This window comes from Paenibacillus sp. R-74696, assembly GCF_055814915.1.
In genome coordinates this window covers 25,609-47,096 of sequence record NZ_JBPULM010000005.1, presented here as the reverse complement: position 1 = coordinate 47,096, position 21,488 = coordinate 25,609, and the positions used below count along the sequence as shown (strand labels likewise).

The following is a 21,488-nucleotide window of genomic DNA, read 5'->3' as shown; positions in this document are numbered from 1 at the left end:
GAAACCGTGGGCTTGTTTCGATGAAGATGAAACGGTATTCGTACCCTGTGGTAAAATGGAAGCAAAATGCATGGATTTTGTGCAAGAGGGGTGCCGGATGAACATAAACAGGATAGCAGGACTTCGCCTGCAAAATCAAGGGATAGCATCAGCTGAAAGCAATTGGTCACCTAAGCAGGTAGTCCAGCAGCTCGGCGCTGTGCAGGCTCAGGATTATATGCAGGCAATGTGGGCAATTGGCCTGCGTTCGCCTGGAGCAACGCTGTCCAAGGTTGAGCAGAGCATTGCAAGCCGCGAGATGGTACTGACCTGGACGCAGCGCGGAACGATTCATTTTGTGCCAACGGAGGATGTATTATGGCGGTTATCACTCGCTGCCCCGCGCTTGCTTCAGCAGTCGAAACGGCGGAGGGAGCAGCTTGAGTTAGATGATGCAACGCTTACGCGCAGCGAAAGCTTGATTCGCAATATGCTGCAAGGGGGAGCGCAGGTTTCGCGCGGAGAACTGCTAGAACAGCTTGAGCAGGCGGGCATACGCACGGACAGCCAGCGGGGTTATCATATTTTATGGCATAGCGCCTATAAAGGGCTGATTTGCTTTGGACCGATAAGCGGCAAGCAGCAAACGTTCGTGTTGCTAGATGAATGGGCTACTGATGCGCAGAAATTGACGCGTGAAGCTGCGCTTGCGAAGCTTGCTTTGCGATATTTTACCGCTCATGGCCCTGCTACGGTTCATGATTTTGCCTGGTGGACAGGGATGACGCTTGCGGATGCAAGGGAAGGACTGGAAGCAATAAAAGGCAAGCTGGATAGTGAGCGAATGGACGGGAATGACTATTGGATGGTAAAGCAGACAGCTGGTGCTTGGACAGAGCAGGGGGAAAAGAGGCATACGAAGGATGAGGAGCAGCAGGGTAAAGCTTCCGGCGTTTATTTGCTGCCTGGCTTTGATGAATTTATTTTAGGCTATAAGGAACGCAGCGCCGTGTTGAAGCCTGAAGTTGCTCCGCGAATTGTTCCTGGCAATAATGGCGTGTTTTTGCCGATGATTGTGGTTAATGGACAAGTCGTAGGCACATGGAAACGAACGATTAAGAAGAAGGGGATTGATGTCGTCATTCATCCCTTTGAACCCCTTGATGATTTTAAGGATGGCATTGAACAGCGTGCAGAAGCTTATGCGAAATTCATGGAGTTGCCGCTTGGGAAGCTGGTTTTTGAGCAGGAGGTTAAGTAAGGCGCAAAAAAATGACGTCTTCAAAGCAATCATCCCGAATCAGGGGTTCATGCTAGCTTGATACACATCATCCCTACATTTTTTCTATAATGGAATTATCCAATCCAATTGTGTGTAGTTCCATTGTGCTTTTTGATGAAAACGGATGGATTAAAAAAATAAAAGAATTCACTTTATTCCACTTTGCATAAAAGTGAAAATCTGATAGGATATATATTATAGTCTATAGATTTAGTAAGGATTAAAGGGAGGCACTTTTTTCATGGACAAAATGATGCTTGATTCCATAGATGCAACGACACATCTGGATCAACTCGAGGCTGAGGCGATTTATATTATTCGAGAAGTAGCGGCGGAATGTGAAAATCCCGTGATGCTGTACTCGATCGGTAAGGATAGCTCCGTGATGCTGCATTTGGCGCTGAAAGCATTTTATCCGGAGAAGCCGCCGTTTCCTTTCATGCATATTGATACAACGTGGAAGTTCAAAGAGATGATTGAATTCCGCGACCGCAAGGCGAAAGAATTTGGAATCAACATGCTTGTTCACTCCAATCAGGAAGGGATTGAGCAAGGGATCAACCCATTCGATCATGGTTCCGCTTATACGGATATTATGAAAACCCAAGCCCTGAAGCAGGGCCTTGACAAGTACGGATTTACAGCTGCTTTTGGCGGTGGAAGACGTGATGAGGAAAAGTCACGTGCGAAGGAGCGGATTTTCTCATTCCGTAATAAAAATCATGCCTGGGATCCGAAAAACCAGCGGCCGGAAATGTGGAAGCTTTTCAACACAAGAATTAATAAGGGTGAAAGCATTCGCGTATTCCCAATTTCCAACTGGACAGAAAAAGATATCTGGCAATACATTCGCAGAGAGAACATTGATATTGTTCCTCTTTATTTAGCGAAAGAAAGGCCTGTCGTTAATCGCGATGGACAGATCATCATGGCGGATGATGAGCGAATGAAGCTTGAGCCGGGTGAGAAGATTGAAATGATGAAGATGAGATTTCGCACATTAGGCTGCTATCCGCTGACTGGCGGCGCCCTGTCAGATGCGGACACGCTGGATGCTATTATTGAAGAAACACTTGGTGCGGTATCATCCGAACGGACAACAAGAGTTATCGATCAGGAAGAAGCGGGAAGCATGGAAAGACGTAAACGGGAGGGCTATTTCTAAGATGAAGAGTCTGCTTAAATTTATTACTTGTGGAAGTGTGGATGACGGGAAATCCACTTTGATTGGACATATGCTTTATGAGGCTAAGCTTTTATTCGCCGATCAGGAGAGAGCCTTGGAGCTGGACAGCAGGCTGGGCAGCCGCGGCGGCAAAATTGACTACTCCTTGCTTCTTGATGGGCTGATAGCCGAACGTGAGCAAGGAATTACGATTGATGTGGCTTATCGGTATTTTACGACGGATCACCGTTCGTTCATTGTAGCGGACACGCCAGGGCACGAAGAATATACACGCAACATGGCCGTAGGCGCATCTTTTGCGGATCTTGCCATTATTCTGGTGGACGCAACCAAAGGGATTATTACTCAAACGAAGCGCCATACCCGGATTTGCGCCCTCATGGGGATTAAGCATCTGGTCCTGGCGGTAAACAAAATGGATTTGGTGGATTTTGATACGAAGAAATTTGATGAAATTAAAGAAGACTTCTCTCGCACCACTACTGAATTCCAGTTTGAAAGCATTCAGGTGATCCCTGTTTCTGCAACAGAAGGGGATAACATTACGATGAAATCGCCCAATATGCCGTGGTACGAGGGGCTTCCTTTGCTACCCTATTTGGAGGGTGTTGATGTTCATTCGAACGACGATGTGTTGCCGTTTATGATGCCCATTCAGCGGGTATGCAGGCCAGACCACACATTCCGCGGATTCCAAGGCCAGATTGAAGCCGGCAGCATCGCAGTTGGCGATGAACTGACAACTCTGCCTAGCCGTGAGAAGGCGAAGGTTAAACGAATCTTTGTAACCGACCAAGACAGGAACTCGGCTCATGCCGGACAACCTGTCACTATTCAATTAGATCGGGAAGTCGACGTTTCAAGAGGTTGTGTGTTTACGAAGGACAATCAGCTCCAAGAGGCCGACAGCTTTAGCGCCACGATTCTTTGGATGGATGATTCTGTCCTGACGCCGGGAAAAAATGTTCTGGTGAAGGTAGGTACAAAGGTTCTTCCTGGTACTGTGACGGCAATTAAACACAAAATCGATATTAATACAGGCAATACGGTTACAGCCGATCATGTGGTTAAGAATGAAGTGGCTAAATGTGAATTTTCATTATCGGATGGTATTATCTTTGATGCGTTTGAAAAAAATAAAAGCATCGGTGGATTTATTCTCATCGATCGTGTAACGAATATGACATCCGCTTGCGGCGTCATTGACGAAGCTCTTCAAAGCTCTGACAGTGCGGGCCAGCTCGATACGGAAATCACAAGAGATGTACGTGCCCAGCAAAAAGGACAGCAGCCATTAACGCTTTGGCTTACTGGTTCAGCTTCAGACAACTTGGCTCTTGCGAAGGGAATCGAGAAACGGTTGGTAGCGAGAGGCTATCATACGATGCTAATCGATAACAGCCTAAAAGAATCTGTGCGGCAAATCGCGGTTTATGCCACATTGCTAAACAATGCGGGACTTATTGCCTTGGTACTGGTTGGTTCTGCGAACGACAACGACCAAGCCATTGCGAAAGAAATAATCGGCCAAGCCTTTTTGCCAATCGATGTGGCTATAAACAGCTCTTCGATCGAGGAAGCGGCCAATGATGCCGTGAAACGTGTTGTGAAGGCTCAGATATAAGTACAGCCAATCTAATAAAGTTTGCTTTATCAAAAAGGTCAAGCCAGAGGGCTATTAACCCTCTGGCTTGACCTTTTTTCATCCATAAAATAAATATACAAATTATTTCAAACGCAGCATCATCGTCCATAGATCGGCACTTTCGTAGCCCAGGCGCCACGCTGCAACACCTGCGAGATCATATTTTTTCGCCATATTGATGCGGGCTTGCACGGTTGAAGCGGTCTCTGCCCAAAATACATAGGTAAAACCATCTTTAACATAGGTGTATTTCGTTTGACCGGAAGCTACATCCTGCGTTCCTACAGCATTCGTATCTTTAATAAGCTGCGGCACTTCCTTCATATAAATTGCGCGATTGCTAATGAGGGCACCTGCGCTATCCAGCTTCCACTCGCGAACGTAGAAAGGAATGCCGAGCATAAGCTTTTTGCGTGGAATGCCGTAATCGAGAAACTGTTTCACGCCCTCTTCAGCCCACGCCAAGCTGGATACAGAGCCCGCTTCTGGGCCTGTGCTCCAGTGCTCGTCATAAGCCATAATAATAATCGTATCGACAATGCCTGCCAGTGCAGTGTGGTCATACGCCGTTGCCTGATTCCAGCTGGCGCTGCCGCGCGGCAGATCGATCGATACCTTCATGCCTTTGGCATGAACAGCTTTCGTGAGTGCTTTGACAAAAGCGGTATAGCTTGCCCGGTCCGCCCCAGCTACCTCTTCAAAATCAATATTGAGGCCATAGACGTGAAGCGCCGCAAGCTTGGTGACGAGGCTGTTAATGAAAGCAGCCTGTGCTGCTGGATTGGCGAGAAAGGCGCTCGTCATCTTTTTATCAAACTGGTTGTGCAGAAGCGGCATGACGAGAACGCCCTGCGCCTTCAAGGTGCTGGCGGTCGCAGCATCCGACATATCGTTCAGCTTGCCATTCGCGTCGCCTAGCTCGAACCAAGTCGGAGAATCAATATCAAGCCCTTGTGTCCCCGCAACATGCCCCAAAATCGTCTGGCTGTTCGAAGAACCATTCCAGCCCATATAAATCAGCTTTGTTGCATTGCTCCATAATATCCGTCCATCCGCATTTCGAACGGTGGCATTTGCATAGCTTTTGGCTAGCGTCACTGCGGATTCTCTGGTGTGTACGCTTTTAATGATTTTATCGTTTTGATAAACGGATAAATAAGGCTTGTTGGTCCACCAGACTACGTTATTGTAAACGATATCTGCTCCAGCATATTTTTTGGAAAAGGGTATTGCGGCATCAACACTAATAAAAGCTTTGATGGTTTTGCCATTTTGTTGAACTTCGTAACTGCGAACATTGGAGAAAACGACCTTGCCTTTCGCAGTATTGGTTACTTCACTGTCTTCTTGCTTGGCTGCTGCTTGAACAGCGTCATAGAGGTAAGCGTATGTTTTGGTGCCGGAAATTTGCGCGCCATTCTTCGTTATCGTGTACACGGCTTTGCCTGCACGCTGCTCTTTCTTTTGGGCAGCCTTCACATTATCCCATACCCATTCATTTGTGGAGCGTTTAATAATATGGGCATTGCCCCAATTGGCAGCTTCCTTCTTAGCAGCTGCAAGGGTAGTAAAGCCCCAGCTGCTTTTCGTGCTTTCGCCTTGATAAAGCTGGAATTTGGCATAAGATTCGTACACCCAGCCTGGCTGCTGCAAATCCCGAATATGTACTTGACCTAGCTGCTTCGCTGCGGCCTGTGCTTGTTCATAGGTGCGATATTCCCACTTGGGATTGGAGGCGCCGCCTTGATAAACCTTATACCTCGGAAAATTATCCCACACCCACACGCGACCCGATATTTGCTCGACATGACTATAGGCAAAGCTTTGGGCATAGGCAATCGCCTGCTTCTCGGTTGTAAATTCCTTGAGCGCCGCCTCGTTCTGATACACCCGGTACTTGGTTGCGGAGCTCGCGGCCATGCTGCTGCCCGCGGCAAAAGCCTGGCTCAGCATAAGCAGCACCAGCAAGGCGGTCAGCTTTCTCATTTTGAATTTCATAAGCGATCTATCACTCTCCTCTAGTTTCTCTACTCTATTAGACGCAAGGGGAGGCCGGAGGTTGCGAAGGCAGCTGCCTTATTCCATCAGGTAAAAAAATGAAATAAATATAACCGTGAGCGGATAAAAAAGGTGGAAAACAATAACAATAAGGACAGCAAAGCAGGAGGTGGCAGCTATGAAGCGGCTGTATGCGAAGGAAAAGCTCGATGAGGAAGAGTTAGAACTGGAGGAGCTCGAGAGGAGTCTCGCTGAGGTGTGGCAGGTCAACCGCTATTTGGGCGGCAATCCGGTGCTGTTCAAGCATTTGGAGCGGCTGCTCAGACAGACGGCTATCGCACGGCGTGCACAGGAGCTGGAGCAGATATTTGGGCAGAGCGCCGGACTGGAGCAAGGAGCGGGACTGGAGCAGAGAGCAGAACTAGAGCAGAGAGCGGAGCTAGAGCAAGGAACGGCGAAGAATTCGCAAGGAAAACAGTGGGGATGGACCGGGTCAGGATCTAGGCCTGCGCAAGGCGATAGGGTGAAAATAAAGCTGCTCGATGTGGCGACAGGGCTCGCGGATATCCCGATCGCCTTGGAGAAATGGTGCAGCAGGCGCGGTATGGCGGTAGAAATTGTCGGCGTGGATATTCATCCTAAAATGGTGGAGCTTGCGGCAAAACGCACCGCTCATCAGACTGCCATACAGGTGCTGCAAGCTGATGGGACCGCTCTTCCATTCGAGGATAACAGCTTTGACATCGTCTTCAGCAATTTGGCGCTGCATCATTTGGATGATGGGGAGGCGAGCCGCATGCTGGGGGAAATCGACCGGGTAGCGAGGGTCGGCTGGGTCGTCACCGATTTGGAGCGGCACCGGCTGGCGCTGCTGTCCGCGCGAATGCTTGCGAAGTTTATCTGGCGCAGCCCGGTGACGAAGCATGATGGGCCAATGTCCGTCCAGCGCTCCTATACAGCGCGCGAAGCGAAGGAGCTGCTGGCACAGGCAGGTGTTCCCGCTGCTGTCGTGCATCGGCATTTTCCATTTCGTTTGGCGCTAGTGTGCCATGCATGATGTCATCATTGTCGGTGCAGGACCAGCGGGCAGCGTACTGGCAGCACTGTTAGCTGCTCAAGGTGTAAAGGTGCTTGTGCTGGAGCGTGAATCGCTTCCGCGGCGCAAGCCGTGCGGCGAATCGCTGAATCCTGGCGCAGTCGCTGCGCTTGCGCGTATACTGCCTGCTGGAAAATTCGCTGCGATTCGCAGCAGCATGGAGCATTCGCTCATTCATGGCTGGCGGCTGACAAGCGGAAAGGCGGAGCTGCTGGCGTCTTTCCCCGCAGGCCAATTCGGAATGGCCTGCGCCCGTGAAAAGCTGGATTATGCGCTTGCTCTGCATGCTGGGGAGGCTGGTGCGCAGGTCATAGAACAAATGCGGGTGCAGCGTCTCATTTGGGAGCAAGGGCGTGTGGCTGGTGTTGTCGCTTATTCCGCAGCGGGGCAGGCAGCGGAATTTCGGGCGCGCCTCGTTATTGGCGCCGATGGGATTCGCTCAGCAGTGGCCCGCTGTGCGGGGCTTAGCAGCTTCGGCCCGCTGCGGAAAACAGCGTTCACGGCGCGGGTGAGCGGTGTGCGGGATTTGCAGCCACGTGTCGAGCTGTTCACTGGGCGAGGCCTCGTTGTTGGGCTCGCGCCGATTGGCGGGGGTGAGGCCAATATGACGCTTGCCCAGCTGTCGAGAGCCGGGAGTGCGGCAGCAGTAGCCGCGGGCTTGAAAGAAAGCGGAGCTGTTAAGAATGAAGCTAGTCATGCGGATATGGATACGGTTATGGATACGCAGATGGAGACGCTTGAAGCCGCATCGCTTTATGTCAATGCAAGTGGAAAAGCTCCTGCCTCTTGCGATGGGACTGTTCGGGCTTCTGCACCTGCTGAAGCGGATAACAGAGCTGCTTCTGCTAAAAGCAAGGAGGGGCGCGCTGCATGGTTGCTTGAAAAGGCGGGCGAGCTGCCAGAGCTGGCGGAGCGCTTGCAGGGTGTGGCTTGCACAGGCGAGGTGCTCGCCTGTGGGCCATTTGACCGCCGTGTGCGGGCAACGCAGCAAGCAGGGCTGCTGCTCATTGGCGATGCTGCCGGTTATTATGATCCGCTGACAGGCCAGGGCATTTACCGCGCGCTCAGCAGTGCGGAGCTTGCTGCGCCGCTGCTGCTTCAAGCGCTCGAGATCGACAGCGATGCGCCGCTTGCTCGCTATGCGGCACTTCAGCAAAGCCGCTTCGCACCAGCTATTCGGCTGCAAAAATTAATTGAATGGACGAGCAGGCATGAGCTGCTGTGGCAATCCGCTTTGCGTGGACTTGGCTCGCTGCCTGCCGCCCGCAGTCGCCTGGCGGCAGTAATTGGCGATTGCTTGTGAATAGTTACACATACAAGGAGGATTGAATACACATGCATACCTACAACGAGGTAACGATGCGCTGTGAGCCGCTGACGGCCTTCCATTATGCGCGAAAAATCGAAAATTGGCCGCAGCTGCTCCCGCATTATCGCCACATCCAGTTTCGCTATGGCGGCAGTGAGCGGGGAGGGCTCGTGAGAATGGCCGCCGTTCGGCCGTTTAAACGGTTTCAGTGGCCGGTCTGGTGGGAAAGCGAAATGGTTGTCAGCGAGGAGGAACTGATCGTTGGTTACCGCCATGTGCGCGGTGTAACGAAAGGGATGGAGGTAGAATGGCGCATTGTACCGGCTGGAGAAAAGGTTTCCGTATCGATTGTGCATCGCTGGAATTCTCCACCATGGAGCCGCAGGCTTTTCGCCGGTTTTATCGGCAAGCAGTTCGTCTATGCAATTGCGGAGAGAACGCTGCAAGGCTTGAAGCAGCAGGCTGAACTCGAAGCCGCGCTTGCTGCCAAGAAGCAAGCTGTGCAAGAAGAGCTCCCTGATTCCGGGCAATGGACAGACCTGCAATGGGAGGCTCTAAGAGAACAATTAGCTGAGCAGTTCACAAACGATGCGGCAGAGCAAGCCAGTATTCAACAAAGAGAGGAAGGTGGGCGCAATGGCTAATGCGATTAAGGCGGTCATAACCGGAATAGGCTGTGTAACGCCGATTGGCGCAGGTGTGGAGCAGCTATGGGAAGGTCTAGTGCGGGGACAAAGCGCGGTGAGAGAAATTGAACGTTTTGTGCCGGAAGGGCTGCGGAGCCGAATAGCTGCACAAATTCCGGATTTTCAGGCGGAGCATTATATGGATAAAAAGCGGGCGCATCGCATGGACCGTTATTCGCAGCTAGCCGTTGCCAGCGGCGCGCTGGCGCTGCGCGACGCCGGGCTGAACCCTGCCGATCTGGATGCTGATCGGGCAGGCGTATTTATGGGCAGTGCGCTGGGCGGCATCGCCTATGCGGAAGAGCAGTGCAGCCGCTACCATAATGGCGGCTTCCGGGCTGTGTCGCCGACGCTGGGGTTTTCCGTGTTCGGCGGCGCGGCCTCGTGCAATCTTGCCATGGAGTTTGGCATGACGGGCCTAAATGAGACAAACGCAATGTCCTGCGCTTCTGGCGCTGTCGCCATTGGCCGGGCGCTGCAAGCGATCCGGCGCGGCGAAGCGGATGTCATTATGGCAGGCGGCTCGGAAGCCCCGCTTGCGCCGCTTTCCTTCGGCGCCTTCGACATGCTGCGTGCGATGTCTACTCGCAATGAGTCGCCGGGTGTGGCAAGCCGGCCGTTCGACCGCAATCGCGACGGCTTCGTCATGGGTGAGGGCAGCGCCGTGCTCGTCATTGAAGCCGAGCATCATGCGAGGGCGCGAGGCGCGAAAATATATGGCGAGCTGGCAGGCTTCGGGCTGACCAACGATGCGCATCATATGAGCGCGCCGCTCCCATGCGGCACGCAGGCAGCACGCGCCTTGCGCCAGGCGCTGACGAGCGCGGATATGGCACCGGAGGACATTGACTATGTCAATGCCCACGGCTCTTCGACGCTGCTCAATGATGTGACGGAATCGCGGGTCATTCGCCAAGTATTTGGCAACCGTCCGGTAGCCGTCAGCGGCACGAAAGGCTTATACGGTCATCCGCTTGGCGCATCAGGCGCTATTGAAGCAGCGATTACGCTGCTTGCGCTGCGCAATGGCTGGCTGCCGCCAACTACGAATTTGGATGAGCCAGACCCGGAGGCGCAGCTTGACTTGGTTGTCAAAAATCCGCGTACGGTGAAGTCCGCGGCAGCAGTGTCCAACTCCTATGGCTTTGGCGGAGTCAACGCGGTGCTTGCTTTTCGCCAGTATTAAAATGTAACTGGCATTGACTTATGGCTAGGCCATACCTATTATTGAAAATAGAGTTGACCGTAAAAGCGGAAACATCCTGATACAAGGGATGTTTCCGCTTTTTTTGAAATATAGGAAAGTATATGATTTCGCCATGCTTTCTCTATATTTCTCGGAGTGAAACGCGCTGTGCCGCCAGAGGACGACGACAGCCGTTTCACCTTGAATTCTAAGGATTTATAAGTTTTATCCTTATATCCGCTTAGAATTCTCCGACAAAGCTTTTCACACGTCCCAGAAGGACGACGAAGTCGTTTTTGCTTGCATATGTCGATCTGGATAAAAAAGATTTCACATATAAGGAGGCTATTTTTATGAAGGCACAAGCTGCGCTAGCCTATGTAGATACGTTGCGTGAGGAATTAATCGCGCTGCGCAGAGATTTTCACAAGCATCCCGAGGTATTATTTGAGGTGGACCGGACTGCAGAGAAGGTAGCGGGCTATTTATCGGAATGGGGCTTGCAAGTTCAGCGGCATGTCGGCAAGCATTTTGGCAAAGGCGTTGTTGGCATTCTCAGCAGCGATAAGCCGGGACCGACAATCGTGCTGCGAGCAGATATGGATGCTCTGGCGATTACGGAGGAAAATATATTTGAACACCGTTCCGCGAGCGAAGGAGCTATGCATGCCTGTGGGCATGATGCTCATATGACGATGCTGCTCGGAGCAGCAAAGGCGTTAAGTCGGCACCGAGATATATGGTCAGGAACGATTAAATTTGTATTTCAGCCCGCTGAGGAAAGTGCGCTTCCTAGTCCAATTGATGGGCGGATGATAAGTGGTGGCCGAGATATGATTGAGGCTGGGGTGCTGGAAGGTGTCGACCTATGCTTTGCCATGCATGTATGGCCGGAGCTGCCTACGGGTATTGTTGGCATTCATCGCAAGGAGGCGATGGCGGCATCCACACATTTTCATATCGCTTTTCAAGGGTTGAACGGTCATCACAGTACGCCGCATTTGGCTGTAGACGCGCTGTCGATGGCGGTGCAATTTGTTTCCGATGTTAAATTCGCCCTTGCAGTGGAAACAGACCCGTGGGAAACGAAGGTGTTCGCATTCGGTACTTTGCACGCGGGTACTGCGATTAATGCAATTGCGGGGGAAAGCGAGCTGAGCGGGACATATCGCGTTTTTCACCCGGAGCTGACTGCGCAAATTCATCAACTGCTGGAAAAGAGAGCGGGTGCTGTCGCCAGCACTTATGGCGGCAGCTATACGTCGCAATATCGGCTAGGAACACCGCTGCTTAATGACGCGTCAGCCGTTCAGCTGACCATTCAGGCCGGGCGAAACGTCTTGGGTGACGATAAGGTTGTTATTTTGGACAAGCCTAGCCTTGCTGGGGAAGACTTTGCGCTGTATGTACAGGAGGTGCCGGGAGCATTCGCGTTTATTGGCAGTGCTCATCCAGCAGCCGAAACGGTTTATCCGCTGCATCATCCCTTATTCGATATCGATGAAGAGGTGCTGACGGAAGGGGCAAAGCTGTTCGTGCAATGGGTGCAGCAGGCGGGTGAAGAGTATGTGAGCCAGTAAGGCTTGCATCCCCCCTTTCCAAAACCCAGCCCATGCGCTATAATAAATCGTAAAGTTTACGAATAAACAAAAATATGTGCTTCTCCAAATAAGAAAGGAAGACGACAAGGATGGCTAAAAAGTCGAAAGTAGTTAGGGAAAGAAAACGCCAGGAGACAGTTGCGCATTATGCTGAGCTTCGCAAGCAGCTCAAGGAAAACAAGGATTATGTTGGACTTAGTAAGCTGCCCCGCGATGCTTCGCGGGCTCGGCTGCATCACCGCTGTGAGCTGACGGGCAGGCCGCATGGCTACTTGCGTAAATTTAAAGTGTCGCGGATCGCATTCCGCGAGCTTGCTTATAAAGGGCAAATTCCCGGCATTAAAAAAGCAAGCTGGTAACCTAACGGCGTTACTAACGGAAATGAAAACTCTTTCGGAAGGGGGGAGAACATGGACCCATTTACTATACGCAGGCTGGAAAAAATATTGGACGGCTACATTCATCGCAAAATCCCCCCGGCTGTGCGTTCAGCTGTCCGTTTGACCTATGAGTGGGAAGGCAATCGGCTCACTTTGACAGAGGAGCTTCCGGATTTTGAAAAGCGACAATGGACGGGCGAACCAATTGCCCAATTTCATTGGAAACAGGAGCAGTGGCATGTATATGCCACAGACGGCGATGGCGGCTGGAAGGCTGTCTCCGAAATAGCGCCGCATCCTCATTTTGAGCAGCAGCTGGAGCAGGGTTAAATCGATCAGGAGGGCATCTTCTGGATTTCTTGAACATATGGCCGCCATTTAGCGATATGGCCCGACCAACAAGTCGGGTTTTTCGCGCGAAACTTTTATCGAAGGAGTCTTGCTAACATGAGTAAAAATCAAGGCAATCACCGGCTGCCAAGGGCCAAAGGAACGGATATGGCTAGCTTTTACAGCCCGAAGGACTGTGCGAAAAAGGTGAAACGTATCGTGCTGCCGCCGATGAATCGGCAAATCGTGGAAGAATTTTTTACGATTATGGGCATGAAGGAAAAGTTTGAGGAGCATGATGTGCCAATTCCCAACAAAGTCGTTATGTACGGGCCGCCAGGTACGGGAAAAACATTGACCGCCTTCTACATTGCGCAGCGGTTGGATGTTCCGCTTATTTTGGTCAGGCTCGATGCGATTATCCATAGTCATCTAGGAGAGACGGCGAGCAATGTCCGCAAAATATTCGATTACGCCAAAGCGACCCCCTGCGTCTTATTTCTCGATGAGTTCGATGCGATTGCAAGGACCCGTGAAAATAATGATGAAGTGAAGGAAATGGCGAGGGTCGTTAATACGCTATTGCAGTGCTTGGACGAGTTTGATTGCGATAGTATTTTTATTGCGGCAACTAATTTGGAGGAGGAACTGGACAATGCGATATGGCGGCGCTTCGATACGAAGATGCATTACGGCATGCCGGATGATCGCTGCAGGTACGAATATATATCGCTGTTAATTGGAGATTTTGAACAGCAGGCTCATATATATGATACGACCGCCAGTCTGCTTGCCGGATGCAGCTTTGCGGATATGGAGCAAATTGTGCTCAAGGCGAAGCGTAAGGCGATCATTGAGAGCAGCCCGCTGCTCCAGTCTCATATTCAGGAGGCGTTGAGTGAATATAAACCGAAAACCATGTAGTTGACAGGTCTGCCCATGGGGAAGTATGATCGCCTAAAAGCGTAATAATTACGATTAAATCCATTCGATCATTTGATGTCGCGCTGCTGACGGAAGAAGGAACGCAGGGCAATTGGCGGGAGCATGATGATTTGCTGCATCATTTTAGCTTGTTTGAGTGATGAGAAGGGCAGACTAGGTGTATGCCGTATGAAGTGAAGGAGGGGGAGAAAACTTGTCGCAGAAGACATATTTGGCTTGCGAGGTGGAAAAGGTAATAAGCATGCATACTGCGCAGCGCTGGCAGCGGCGTGAACGGGAATTGCAGAGCTGGCGAGAGCGTGAAAAAATAACCAAGCATCAGAAGCAAACGTTGCTGCTTGGGCATGTTGCGATAGATGCTGAGCTGCTTCCTGCACTGACGCTGCTCAAGGATCTGGGCATACCGACGGAATTTTCATGCGCTGGCGTTAGCGTGCTTGATGAGCCAGAGGATCATTCGCTGTATGCGTATATTACGTTTCCGGCTTGTGAGCAGACGGAGTATTTCATTCAGCTTGCAATGCAGCGAATGAAGCATCGCATGCTCGTAACGTTCGAGCCGGATCGTAACCGCTATGACCTATCCTCTTTTTATATTGGGCATAACCGATCCTTTTGTCTGCTGATGCTGTGCTGCGCTCAAGCTGCTGCTAAACGGCAGCATCGGCCTAAGGGCGGGCAACATTGAGAATTACATAGCTATCTTAAACGTATAATCTATAGATGAATGCTTGGAAAGCCAAACACCCCTCCAGCAATCGCCTGAAGGGGTGTTTGGTATTTTTTCTTCTAATAAGTTAAGCACTATTTCCATTTCTGCTCAATAAATTCGTCGCGGCCCGATTGCGCACGATCCTCTTTGTAATGCTTTGGATTTTTCTTATGGAAGTTTTGATGATATTCCTCCGCCGCATAAAATGTATCTGCCGCCCGAATTTCTGTAACGATCGGTTTATCGAAGCGGCCGCTGCTCGCAAGCTCCTGCTTGGAAGTGAGGGCTAGGGCATGCTGCTCCTCATTATGGTAAAAAATCACCGTGCGGTACTGACTGCCGCGATCTTGAAATTGACCGCCTTCGTCCGTCGGATCAATTTGCGGCCAATAAAGCTCAAGCAGACGCTCATAAGGGAACAGCTGCGGATCGAAGGCAATTTGCACAACCTCCGCATGTCCCGTCTCTCCTGTTTTTACCTGCTCATAGGTTGGGTTCTCCTGATATCCGCCCATATAGCCAGATACAATACTATGTATGCCTGGAAGCTCCTCGAAAGGGGTAACCATACACCAAAAACAGCCGCCGGCGAATGTTGCATATTGCATAACGTATTCCTCCTTGTTGCTTATAAACAATTAATAGACTAAACGTTAGCCTGTCTGGTTGGAAAAATAAATGGTGATCGGCCTAAGCTCGTTACGTTCATAATCAAGGGAGCAGCAAATCCTGCAGCCCATCTTCCGATATGACCTTGATGCCATGCTGGCGGAGCAGCGCCGATGTAACGCCATTTCCCGCGATCTTTTCACCCGAAAATTGTCCGTTGTAAATCATTGTACTGCCGCAGGAAGGACTGTTTTCTTTAAGTACAACTACTGTGGCTTCTAATTCGAGCGCTTGATGAAGGGTTTCATATGCGCCTTTTATATAGAGGTCCGTAACGTCCGTCCCCGATTTGTCGATGACAAAGGCTGTTCCTCCTAACACATCCTCACCATTTCCACCTACGATTTCAGCTGATTCCCGTGGGGTGGAGAAGCCACCAAGCAGCTCTGGGCATACCGCTATGGCTTTATGATCGTCCAGCAGCCTGCGAACGGTTTCGTCTAAACAATCCGTCCCGTTATATCTCACCTTCATGCCTGCCAGGCAGGAGCTTACGAGGATCATGGGAACGCCGCCTTTCTTTAATGAAAAGTTTAAAATCTCTAGAACCGAGCATAGCACAGCAGGTTTACGCTGTAAACGAGCTCTGATCTGGCTTATTATTGTCACATTTTTTGCTGCGCAATAGCTCGATAGGGCTATTATCATTCAGGGCTTCTTAAGGTACGATGAGGCAGGTAATCTTGTATCATTTAAAAATATGGAGGTAAGCTTACATTGCATATGCGAAAAATCATCCCATTCATTCTATTCATCGGTTTGCTGCTGCTCACGGCGGCCTGCTCCAAAGGGGTAAATACGAACGGAGAGCAATCACAACCGCCTAAGAAAGAGCTGTCCTTTCTGTTTAACTTTGCAAGCCAAACGATAGATCCACATCTGGATTACACACCGCTCCGAGCAGGTGTTGTTGAAACGCTGGTCAAGCTGGGCGAAGACCTCCAAATCCAGCCTTGGCTTGCGGAGGAGTGGAGCAGCCCGGATGGGCAGCATTGGACGTTTAAAATTCGGGAACAGGTGACGTTCCAAAATGGTAAGGCGCTCGATGCGGATGCCGTCAAGCAATCGCTTGAGCGGGCGATGGAGCAAAATCCGGGTGTGAAGCAGGTTTTGAAAATCAAGCAAATGGAAGCCAGTGGACAAAGCTTGCAAATTACGACGGAGCAGCCATTTCCACAGTTTCCATCGGAGCTGGTTCATCCCAATACAGCGATTATTGACGTGTCTGCACCGGAGCCGGATAAAAAGCCAATCGGAACCGGTCCGTTTCAAGTAGCCTCATTCACTTCAGGCAGCTCGCTTAAGCTGGATCGCTACGACAAATATTGGGACGGTGCAGCAAAGCTCAACCATGCGACCTTCAGCTTTAATGAGGATGCCAATGCCCGCTTGTCAGCGCTTATGGCAGGGGATGCGGATATTGTGTACCGTCCGCCAGTTGAAAGCATGGAAACGATGAAAAGTGATGCCAGCCTGCATTTGGATTCTGTTGTCAGCTTGCGGACACATGAGCTTATTTTTAATACGAAGCATGCCGATTTTCAAAACAAATATGTTCGCAAAGCTTTCGATGCACTCGTCAATCGCGATGAGTTGAAGGACGCTATTATGGGCGGCCAAGCGACGGTTGCCAGCGGTCCTTTTTTGCCGGAATTTCCGTTCGTGCCCGGCTATGAACCGAAGGAAAACGGAGTGGCCGCTGCCCTCAAATGGTTTCAGCAAGCAGGCTATGAGGTTAAGCAGGGCAAGGTGACCAAGGGTGGACAGCCGCTTTCCTTCAAGCTGGTCACGTACGCTTCGCGAGCGGAATTTCCATTGCTGGCCCAAGTGCTGCAATCGCAAGCGAAGGAGCTTGGCATTGCCATAACGATCGCACAAGTCGATAAATACGAGGATTATTTACTGGAGAAGGATGATTGGGATTTGGGCACATACAGCCCGTTAATTGCGCCGCGCGGGGATGCGAGTTATTTTCTAAATGTAGCCTTTAAGGCGGATGGCTCGCTCAATTTCGGTAAAATCAACGACCAAGAGCTGAGCGCTTGGATTGATGAGCTGGATCAGACGGTTGAAACGAATGAGCGTTATGCTTTAATTAAACAGGCGCTTACCCGCATTAATGAAGAAATGTATTATTCCTATCTCGTTCATCCCAATACGCTCGTTGTGTACCGTGACAAGGTGAAAAACTGGGTGACGAGTAAAAGCGAATATTATATGCTGACGAATGAGCTGGATGTAGAAGTGAAATGAGCATCGTTTGGAAAAGGGGCGTAGAGCTTGTTCTGTTTATTTTGCTGCTTTCCTTCGTCAGCTTTGTCTTCGTTAAGCTTGCTCCGGGAGATGCCGTTAAGCAAATGCTTCGTTCAGATGACGTTGCGATCACAAGCTCAGAAATCAAGCAACAGAGGGAGGAGCTGGGGCTAAACGAGCCGGTATTGGTTCAGTATGGCAGCTGGCTTGCCAGGCTGGCGCAGCTTGATTTGGGAAAGTCGTATATGACGAATCGGCCAGTCAGCGAGGAGCTGCTTCGTAAAATGCCAGCCACGCTGCTGCTTACCGGCAGCTCGCTGCTCATTTTATTACTCATTGCAGTGCCGCTCGGCGCTTTGTCGGCCCTTTATCCCAATCGTTTCATTGACCGCGCAAGTAGGCTCCTTGCTGTACTCGGAACCTCTATCCCTAGCTTTTGGCTAGGGCTTCTTTTAATAGAAGGGCTATCTGTAAGGTTGGGCTTATTGCCGTCAATGGGAACGGGGACTCTTGCACATCTCGTGCTGCCTTCGCTGACGCTCGGGCTTACGATGTCTGCCGTTTATGTCCGCTTGATTCGCTCCAGCCTGATGGATAGCTTAACGCAGGATTTTATTAGGGGAGCGAGGTCGCGCGGCATTGGCAGCGGAAAAATTTTGCTCCGTCATGCTTTTCGCCATGCGCTTACGCCCGTTGTGACGATGTTCGGTGTCAGCATAGGAAGCTTGCTCGGCGGCACGGTTGTCATTGAGGTGCTTTTTGCTTATCCGGGCATGGGCAAATTTATTGTGGATGCCATTCAGAGCAGGGATTATCCGGTCATTCAAGGTTATATGGTCGTGATGGGAATTGCCGTTACGCTTATTCATTTAATGGTGGATTTGGCGAATCATGCTCTGAACCCGGAAATGCGCTTGAAGGGGGAGAACTGATGAAGAAGATAGGTATTAACGGATATATGGCCATGCTTCTTATCGCCGTGCTTTCTTTCTCGGTTTTCCTCGTTCCTCATGATCCATATGTCGTGAATCTTAACAACCGTTTGCTGCCGCCGACGGCGCAATATTGGCTGGGAACCGATGGACTCGGCAGAGACTTGTTTTCGCGTCTGCTCATTGGAGGGCGGAATACGATAGGCGCTAGTCTGATCGTGCTTGTGGCAGCGCTAAGCATTGGCATACCTGTAGGGCTGCTGTCGGGATATATCGGCGGCTTCGTCGATCGCCTTTTCATGCGTGTGTCGGATTCCTTTCTTGCATTTCCGGATTTCATCATTGCTATTGTGCTAAGCGGCCTGCTAGGACCGGACATTTTTAATTTGATTTTTGCCATTGCAGCGGTCAAATGGATCGCTTACTCGCGTATTGTGCGCAATAGTGTGAGGTCTGAAAAGCACAAGGATTATATAGCGATTGCCCGCTTGAATGGCTTAAGCTCGCTCCATATCGTCATGAAGCATTTGTTGCCGCACGCCTTCAGCCATGTGATCGTTATTGCTTCGCTGGACGTGGGCAAAATTATTTTGATGATTGCGTCGTTATCTTACATTGGACTTGGCGTTCAGCCGCCGTCTCCAGAATGGGGAGCGATGCTGAATGAAGGCCGCGCCTATTTTCACCAGGCTCCGTATTTGATGCTTGCGCCGGGACTTGCGATTATGCTAGTTGTACTATTGTCGAACGCTTGGGGGGATCGGATTCGTGATCGGCTGGATGTGAAGCGCAGCAGGGAGTAAAGGAGGTCACAGCGATGAGCGTATTGAAAATAACAGGACTTAGCTTAAACGCAGGGCGGCAGCAGCTTGTTCAAGACCTTCATCTATCTATTGAAAAGCAGCAATGGCTCGCATTAATTGGTGAAAGCGGCAGCGGGAAAACGCTGACTGGCCTCGCGATCGCGGGTTTGCTGCCTCAGGCTGTGCGTATGACAAATGGCGAGATTTTGGTTAAAGGACGATCCCTTTCGGAGCTTTCGGCCCATCAAATAAACGGGCTGCGAGGCAAAGAGATTGCTTATGTTTTCCAAGATTATGCGGGGATGTTCAGTCCCTTTATTCGACTGGGGAAGCAGCTGGATGAAACGCTGCAAGCCCATAGTGGCTTAGGACGCAAGGAGCGGAAAAAGCAAATTTTGACTTGCTTAGAAGAGGTGCGTCTGCCAGCAGAGCGTGTATATAAGAGCTATCCGTGTGAGCTCAGTGGAGGCCAATTGCAGCGGGTTTCGATTGCGGCAGCCATGCTGCTTCAGCCGAAGCTGCTTATTGCCGATGAACCAACGACTGCGCTGGATCAGGAAACGGGAGAGGAAATACTCTGTTTGCTAAAGAAAATGCAGGAGCGAATCGGCTGCGCTATTCTGTTTATTACACATGATTTAAAGCATGTCAGGCGTTATGCCGATCAAGTGGCGATTATGCGCGGAGGCTGTGTGCTCGAGTCGGGTGATGTGCGGTCCGTGCTGGAACAGCCAGCCCATTTCTATACGAAGCAGCTCCTTGCGGCTGAGTCGGCTCTATTGTCGTCACCAGCAATAACGATAGAACAAGAAGCGATGCTGCAATTAGTAGATGCCGATCAAACGATGCTGGATCAGGGAACAGGGGCAGCGACTACGATAGGGAATGCTTTGCTTGCTGCTCAAAACCTTGTCAAAACGTACCCGAAAGGCATCAAGGCGCTGGATCAAGTATCTTTTACGCTGAAAGCTGGGGAGTGTTTAGGGCTGGTCGGCGAGAGCGGCAGCGGTAAAAGTACAATGGCTAGATGCTTAATGCTTATGGAGCCGCTTGACAAAGGAGAGCTCCTGTTCCAGCAAATGCCGCTGCATAACCGGAAAGCTGCTGCAAGATCGTTCATAAACGGACGTATTCAAACGGTATTTCAAAATCCAGCAGCCAGCTTGAACCCGAGGCTGACGATTGTGGATTCCTTAATGGAGCCGCTCGACGTATTCAGGGACAAAACACCAGCTTTTTTAGGTGATAGCCGATATAAACGGGACGAAGCGGCTGCTCTTTTGCTGGATATGGTAGGGCTTCCGGCTAGCGTCATGCGGCAATATCCCCATGAGCTGAGCGGAGGTCAGAAGCAGCGGGTATGTATCGCCAGAGCGATCAGCATTGCGCCTGATTTTATTATTTTGGATGAGCCGACCGCGAGCCTGGATATGATCATCCAAGCCCAGATTTTAAAGCTATTGCAGCGATTACAGCAGCAGCTTGGTTTTGCCTGCTTGTTTATTTCGCATGATTTAGCGGCCGTGCAATTCATGTGCAGCCGAATTATGGTACTGGAGCGTGGGAACATCACAATCGAAGATGAACGATTTCCTGCTTCATCAATTCAATAAAGCGTTGTGCCGCTTTGGTCAAATAACGGTCCTTTAGCCAGATGAGTCCGGTGGCAAAATGAAGCTCGCTGTCTGAAATGGCGAATGATTGAATGTCATAGCCTTGATGCAGCTCAAGAACGGACTGTGGCACAATGGTTGCTCCATCCCCGTAGGCTACCCACTTCAACAGTAGGGAAATATCGGAGCATTCTCCGATCACATTAGCCTGTAAGCCGCGATCAGTAAACTGCTGGAGGATGCTTTTATAAAGGCCGAGCCCTTCCGCACTGGGCAAAATAAGCGGATAACGCTGAATATCACGGTAGGAGCATTTGTCAGCGGGGTGCAGGACACTGCTCGCGGCAACAAAATAAAAGGGCTCCGAAGGAAGCTCCAGCACTTCGAAATCACCTAGCTCCAGCGGCAGCCGCACGATGCCAAGCTCAATGGAACGTTCCTTGAGAAGCCGGACAATTTGGGCAGATTCATTTTGCTGAATCTTATAAGTGATAAGCGGATATGCTTCTTTAAACTTGTGCAGTAGCTGTGGCAAAACGATGGATGACAACGTATTGATACCCAGCATTAATTTGCCCCGTGTACCGCTGCCAATTTCTTTCACCTCCAGCTTGGTCTCTTCGAGCGCCTTTGTTAAGGATAAGGCACGCCTATATAAAGCCTCCCCGGCGTCAGTAAGCTCCAGCCATTTCCCGCTTCTTACAAAAAGCTGTACCCCGAGCTCTTCCTCCAGTCCTTTCAGCTGTTGTCCAAGCGGAGGCTGTGTCATATGCAGCCTTTCAGCGGCCGCTGTAATTTGTTTCTCTTCCGCGATCGCAATGAAATAACGAAGCTGGCGAATATCCATGCGGCAAACCCTTCCCATTCCAAACGAAAAAAGTAT

General features: G+C 50.6%; 20 protein-coding genes. 16 read left to right on the top strand and 4 right to left on the bottom strand.

Annotated features, from left to right (window positions below; all coding sequences use genetic code 11):
• The first annotated feature begins 97 nt into the window (after nucleotides 1-97).
• The 3 genes from ACSR9A_RS00930 to ACSR9A_RS00920 all read left to right on the top strand — a co-directional run bounded on the left by ACSR9A_RS00930 (nucleotide 98) and on the right by ACSR9A_RS00920 (nucleotide 4,071).
• Nucleotides 98-1,240, top strand: a complete 1,143-nt coding sequence (locus tag ACSR9A_RS00930) for a winged helix DNA-binding domain-containing protein (RefSeq protein ID WP_473755143.1) — start codon at nucleotides 98-100, stop codon at nucleotides 1,238-1,240.
• Nucleotides 1,241-1,502: 262 nt separating this feature from the next.
• On the top strand, nucleotides 1,503-2,426 hold the full coding sequence (gene cysD / locus ACSR9A_RS00925; RefSeq protein ID WP_473755142.1) for a sulfate adenylyltransferase subunit CysD: 924 nt from the start codon (nucleotides 1,503-1,505) through the stop codon (nucleotides 2,424-2,426).
• A 1-nt stretch (nucleotide 2,427) separates the two neighbouring features.
• Nucleotides 2,428-4,071 (top strand): GTP-binding protein, encoded by a 1,644-nt coding sequence (locus ACSR9A_RS00920; RefSeq protein WP_473755141.1) that lies wholly within the window; start codon nucleotides 2,428-2,430, stop codon nucleotides 4,069-4,071.
• 102 nt (nucleotides 4,072-4,173) lie between these two features.
• On the opposite strand, the gene ACSR9A_RS00915 is transcribed toward ACSR9A_RS00920, so the two are convergent.
• Entirely contained in the window at nucleotides 4,174-6,090 is a 1,917-nt protein-coding gene (locus tag ACSR9A_RS00915) for a glycosyl hydrolase family 18 protein (RefSeq protein ID WP_473755140.1), read from the bottom strand.
• Nucleotides 6,091-6,268: 178 nt separating this feature from the next.
• Here ACSR9A_RS00915 and ACSR9A_RS00910 point away from each other — a divergent pair, with 178 nt between their 5' ends.
• From ACSR9A_RS00910 to ACSR9A_RS00870, 9 genes are all read left to right on the top strand, one after another.
• The gene (locus ACSR9A_RS00910) at nucleotides 6,269-7,147 is read left to right on the top strand and encodes a methyltransferase domain-containing protein (RefSeq protein ID WP_473755139.1); all 879 of its coding nucleotides are present in this window, start codon (nucleotides 6,269-6,271) and stop codon (nucleotides 7,145-7,147) included.
• A complete protein-coding gene (locus ACSR9A_RS00905; protein ID WP_473755138.1) occupies nucleotides 7,140-8,489 on the top strand; it encodes an NAD(P)/FAD-dependent oxidoreductase in 1,350 nt (449 codons plus the stop codon). The genes ACSR9A_RS00910 and ACSR9A_RS00905 overlap by 8 nt, the downstream gene beginning before the upstream one ends.
• A 32-nt stretch (nucleotides 8,490-8,521) precedes the next feature.
• Nucleotides 8,522-9,139 carry an SRPBCC family protein gene (locus ACSR9A_RS00900; protein ID WP_473755137.1) on the top strand — a complete coding sequence of 206 codons (618 nt, stop codon included), beginning with the start codon at nucleotides 8,522-8,524 and terminating at the stop codon, nucleotides 9,137-9,139.
• On the top strand, nucleotides 9,132-10,367 hold the full coding sequence (locus ACSR9A_RS00895; RefSeq protein WP_473755136.1) for a beta-ketoacyl-[acyl-carrier-protein] synthase family protein: 1,236 nt from the start codon (nucleotides 9,132-9,134) through the stop codon (nucleotides 10,365-10,367). Before ACSR9A_RS00900 ends, ACSR9A_RS00895 begins: the two co-directional genes overlap by 8 nt.
• Before the next feature lie 353 nt (nucleotides 10,368-10,720).
• Nucleotides 10,721-11,947, top strand: a complete 1,227-nt coding sequence (locus ACSR9A_RS00890) for a M20 metallopeptidase family protein (RefSeq protein ID WP_473755135.1) — start codon at nucleotides 10,721-10,723, stop codon at nucleotides 11,945-11,947.
• A gap of 110 nt (nucleotides 11,948-12,057) precedes the next feature.
• Nucleotides 12,058-12,327, top strand: a complete 270-nt coding sequence (gene rpsN / locus ACSR9A_RS00885; protein WP_473755134.1) for a 30S ribosomal protein S14 — start codon at nucleotides 12,058-12,060, stop codon at nucleotides 12,325-12,327.
• A 51-nt stretch (nucleotides 12,328-12,378) separates the two neighbouring features.
• Entirely contained in the window at nucleotides 12,379-12,678 is a 300-nt protein-coding gene (locus ACSR9A_RS00880) for a DUF3024 domain-containing protein (RefSeq protein ID WP_473755133.1), read from the top strand.
• A 117-nt stretch (nucleotides 12,679-12,795) separates the two neighbouring features.
• On the top strand, nucleotides 12,796-13,602 hold the full coding sequence (locus ACSR9A_RS00875; protein ID WP_473755132.1) for an AAA family ATPase: 807 nt from the start codon (nucleotides 12,796-12,798) through the stop codon (nucleotides 13,600-13,602).
• A 214-nt stretch (nucleotides 13,603-13,816) separates the two neighbouring features.
• Complete coding sequence (locus ACSR9A_RS00870; RefSeq protein ID WP_473755131.1) at nucleotides 13,817-14,311, top strand: hypothetical protein; 495 nt, start codon at nucleotides 13,817-13,819, stop codon at nucleotides 14,309-14,311.
• A 116-nt stretch (nucleotides 14,312-14,427) separates the two neighbouring features.
• Here the strand turns inward: ACSR9A_RS00870 and msrA are convergent, their stop codons facing one another.
• Complete coding sequence (msrA, locus tag ACSR9A_RS00865; protein WP_473755130.1) at nucleotides 14,428-14,943, bottom strand: peptide-methionine (S)-S-oxide reductase MsrA; 516 nt, start codon at nucleotides 14,941-14,943, stop codon at nucleotides 14,428-14,430.
• 103 nt (nucleotides 14,944-15,046) lie between these two features.
• Entirely contained in the window at nucleotides 15,047-15,508 is a 462-nt protein-coding gene (locus ACSR9A_RS00860; RefSeq protein WP_473755129.1) for a 2-thiouracil desulfurase family protein, read from the bottom strand.
• A 219-nt stretch (nucleotides 15,509-15,727) separates the two neighbouring features.
• Here ACSR9A_RS00860 and nikA point away from each other — a divergent pair, with 219 nt between their 5' ends.
• From nikA to ACSR9A_RS00840, 4 genes are read left to right on the top strand one after another with little or no spacing between them, the layout of a single operon-like run.
• The gene (gene nikA, locus ACSR9A_RS00855; RefSeq protein ID WP_473755182.1) at nucleotides 15,728-17,257 is read left to right on the top strand and encodes a nickel ABC transporter substrate-binding protein; all 1,530 of its coding nucleotides are present in this window, start codon (nucleotides 15,728-15,730) and stop codon (nucleotides 17,255-17,257) included.
• Complete coding sequence (gene nikB, locus ACSR9A_RS00850) at nucleotides 17,254-18,189, top strand: nickel ABC transporter permease (RefSeq protein WP_473755128.1); 936 nt, start codon at nucleotides 17,254-17,256, stop codon at nucleotides 18,187-18,189. Before nikA ends, nikB begins: the two co-directional genes overlap by 4 nt.
• Nucleotides 18,189-18,992 (top strand): nickel transporter permease, encoded by an 804-nt coding sequence (gene nikC / locus ACSR9A_RS00845; protein ID WP_473755127.1) that lies wholly within the window; start codon nucleotides 18,189-18,191, stop codon nucleotides 18,990-18,992. Before nikB ends, nikC begins: the two co-directional genes overlap by 1 nt.
• Before the next feature lie 14 nt (nucleotides 18,993-19,006).
• Nucleotides 19,007-20,605: an ATP-binding cassette domain-containing protein gene (locus tag ACSR9A_RS00840; protein WP_473755126.1), complete on the top strand. Its 1,599-nt coding sequence runs from the start codon at nucleotides 19,007-19,009 to the stop codon at nucleotides 20,603-20,605.
• On the opposite strand, the gene ACSR9A_RS00835 is transcribed toward ACSR9A_RS00840, so the two are convergent.
• The gene (locus tag ACSR9A_RS00835; protein ID WP_473755125.1) at nucleotides 20,562-21,452 is read right to left on the bottom strand and encodes a LysR family transcriptional regulator; all 891 of its coding nucleotides are present in this window, start codon (nucleotides 21,450-21,452) and stop codon (nucleotides 20,562-20,564) included. The genes ACSR9A_RS00840 and ACSR9A_RS00835 overlap by 44 nt on opposite strands.
• Nucleotides 21,453-21,488 lie beyond the last annotated feature (36 nt).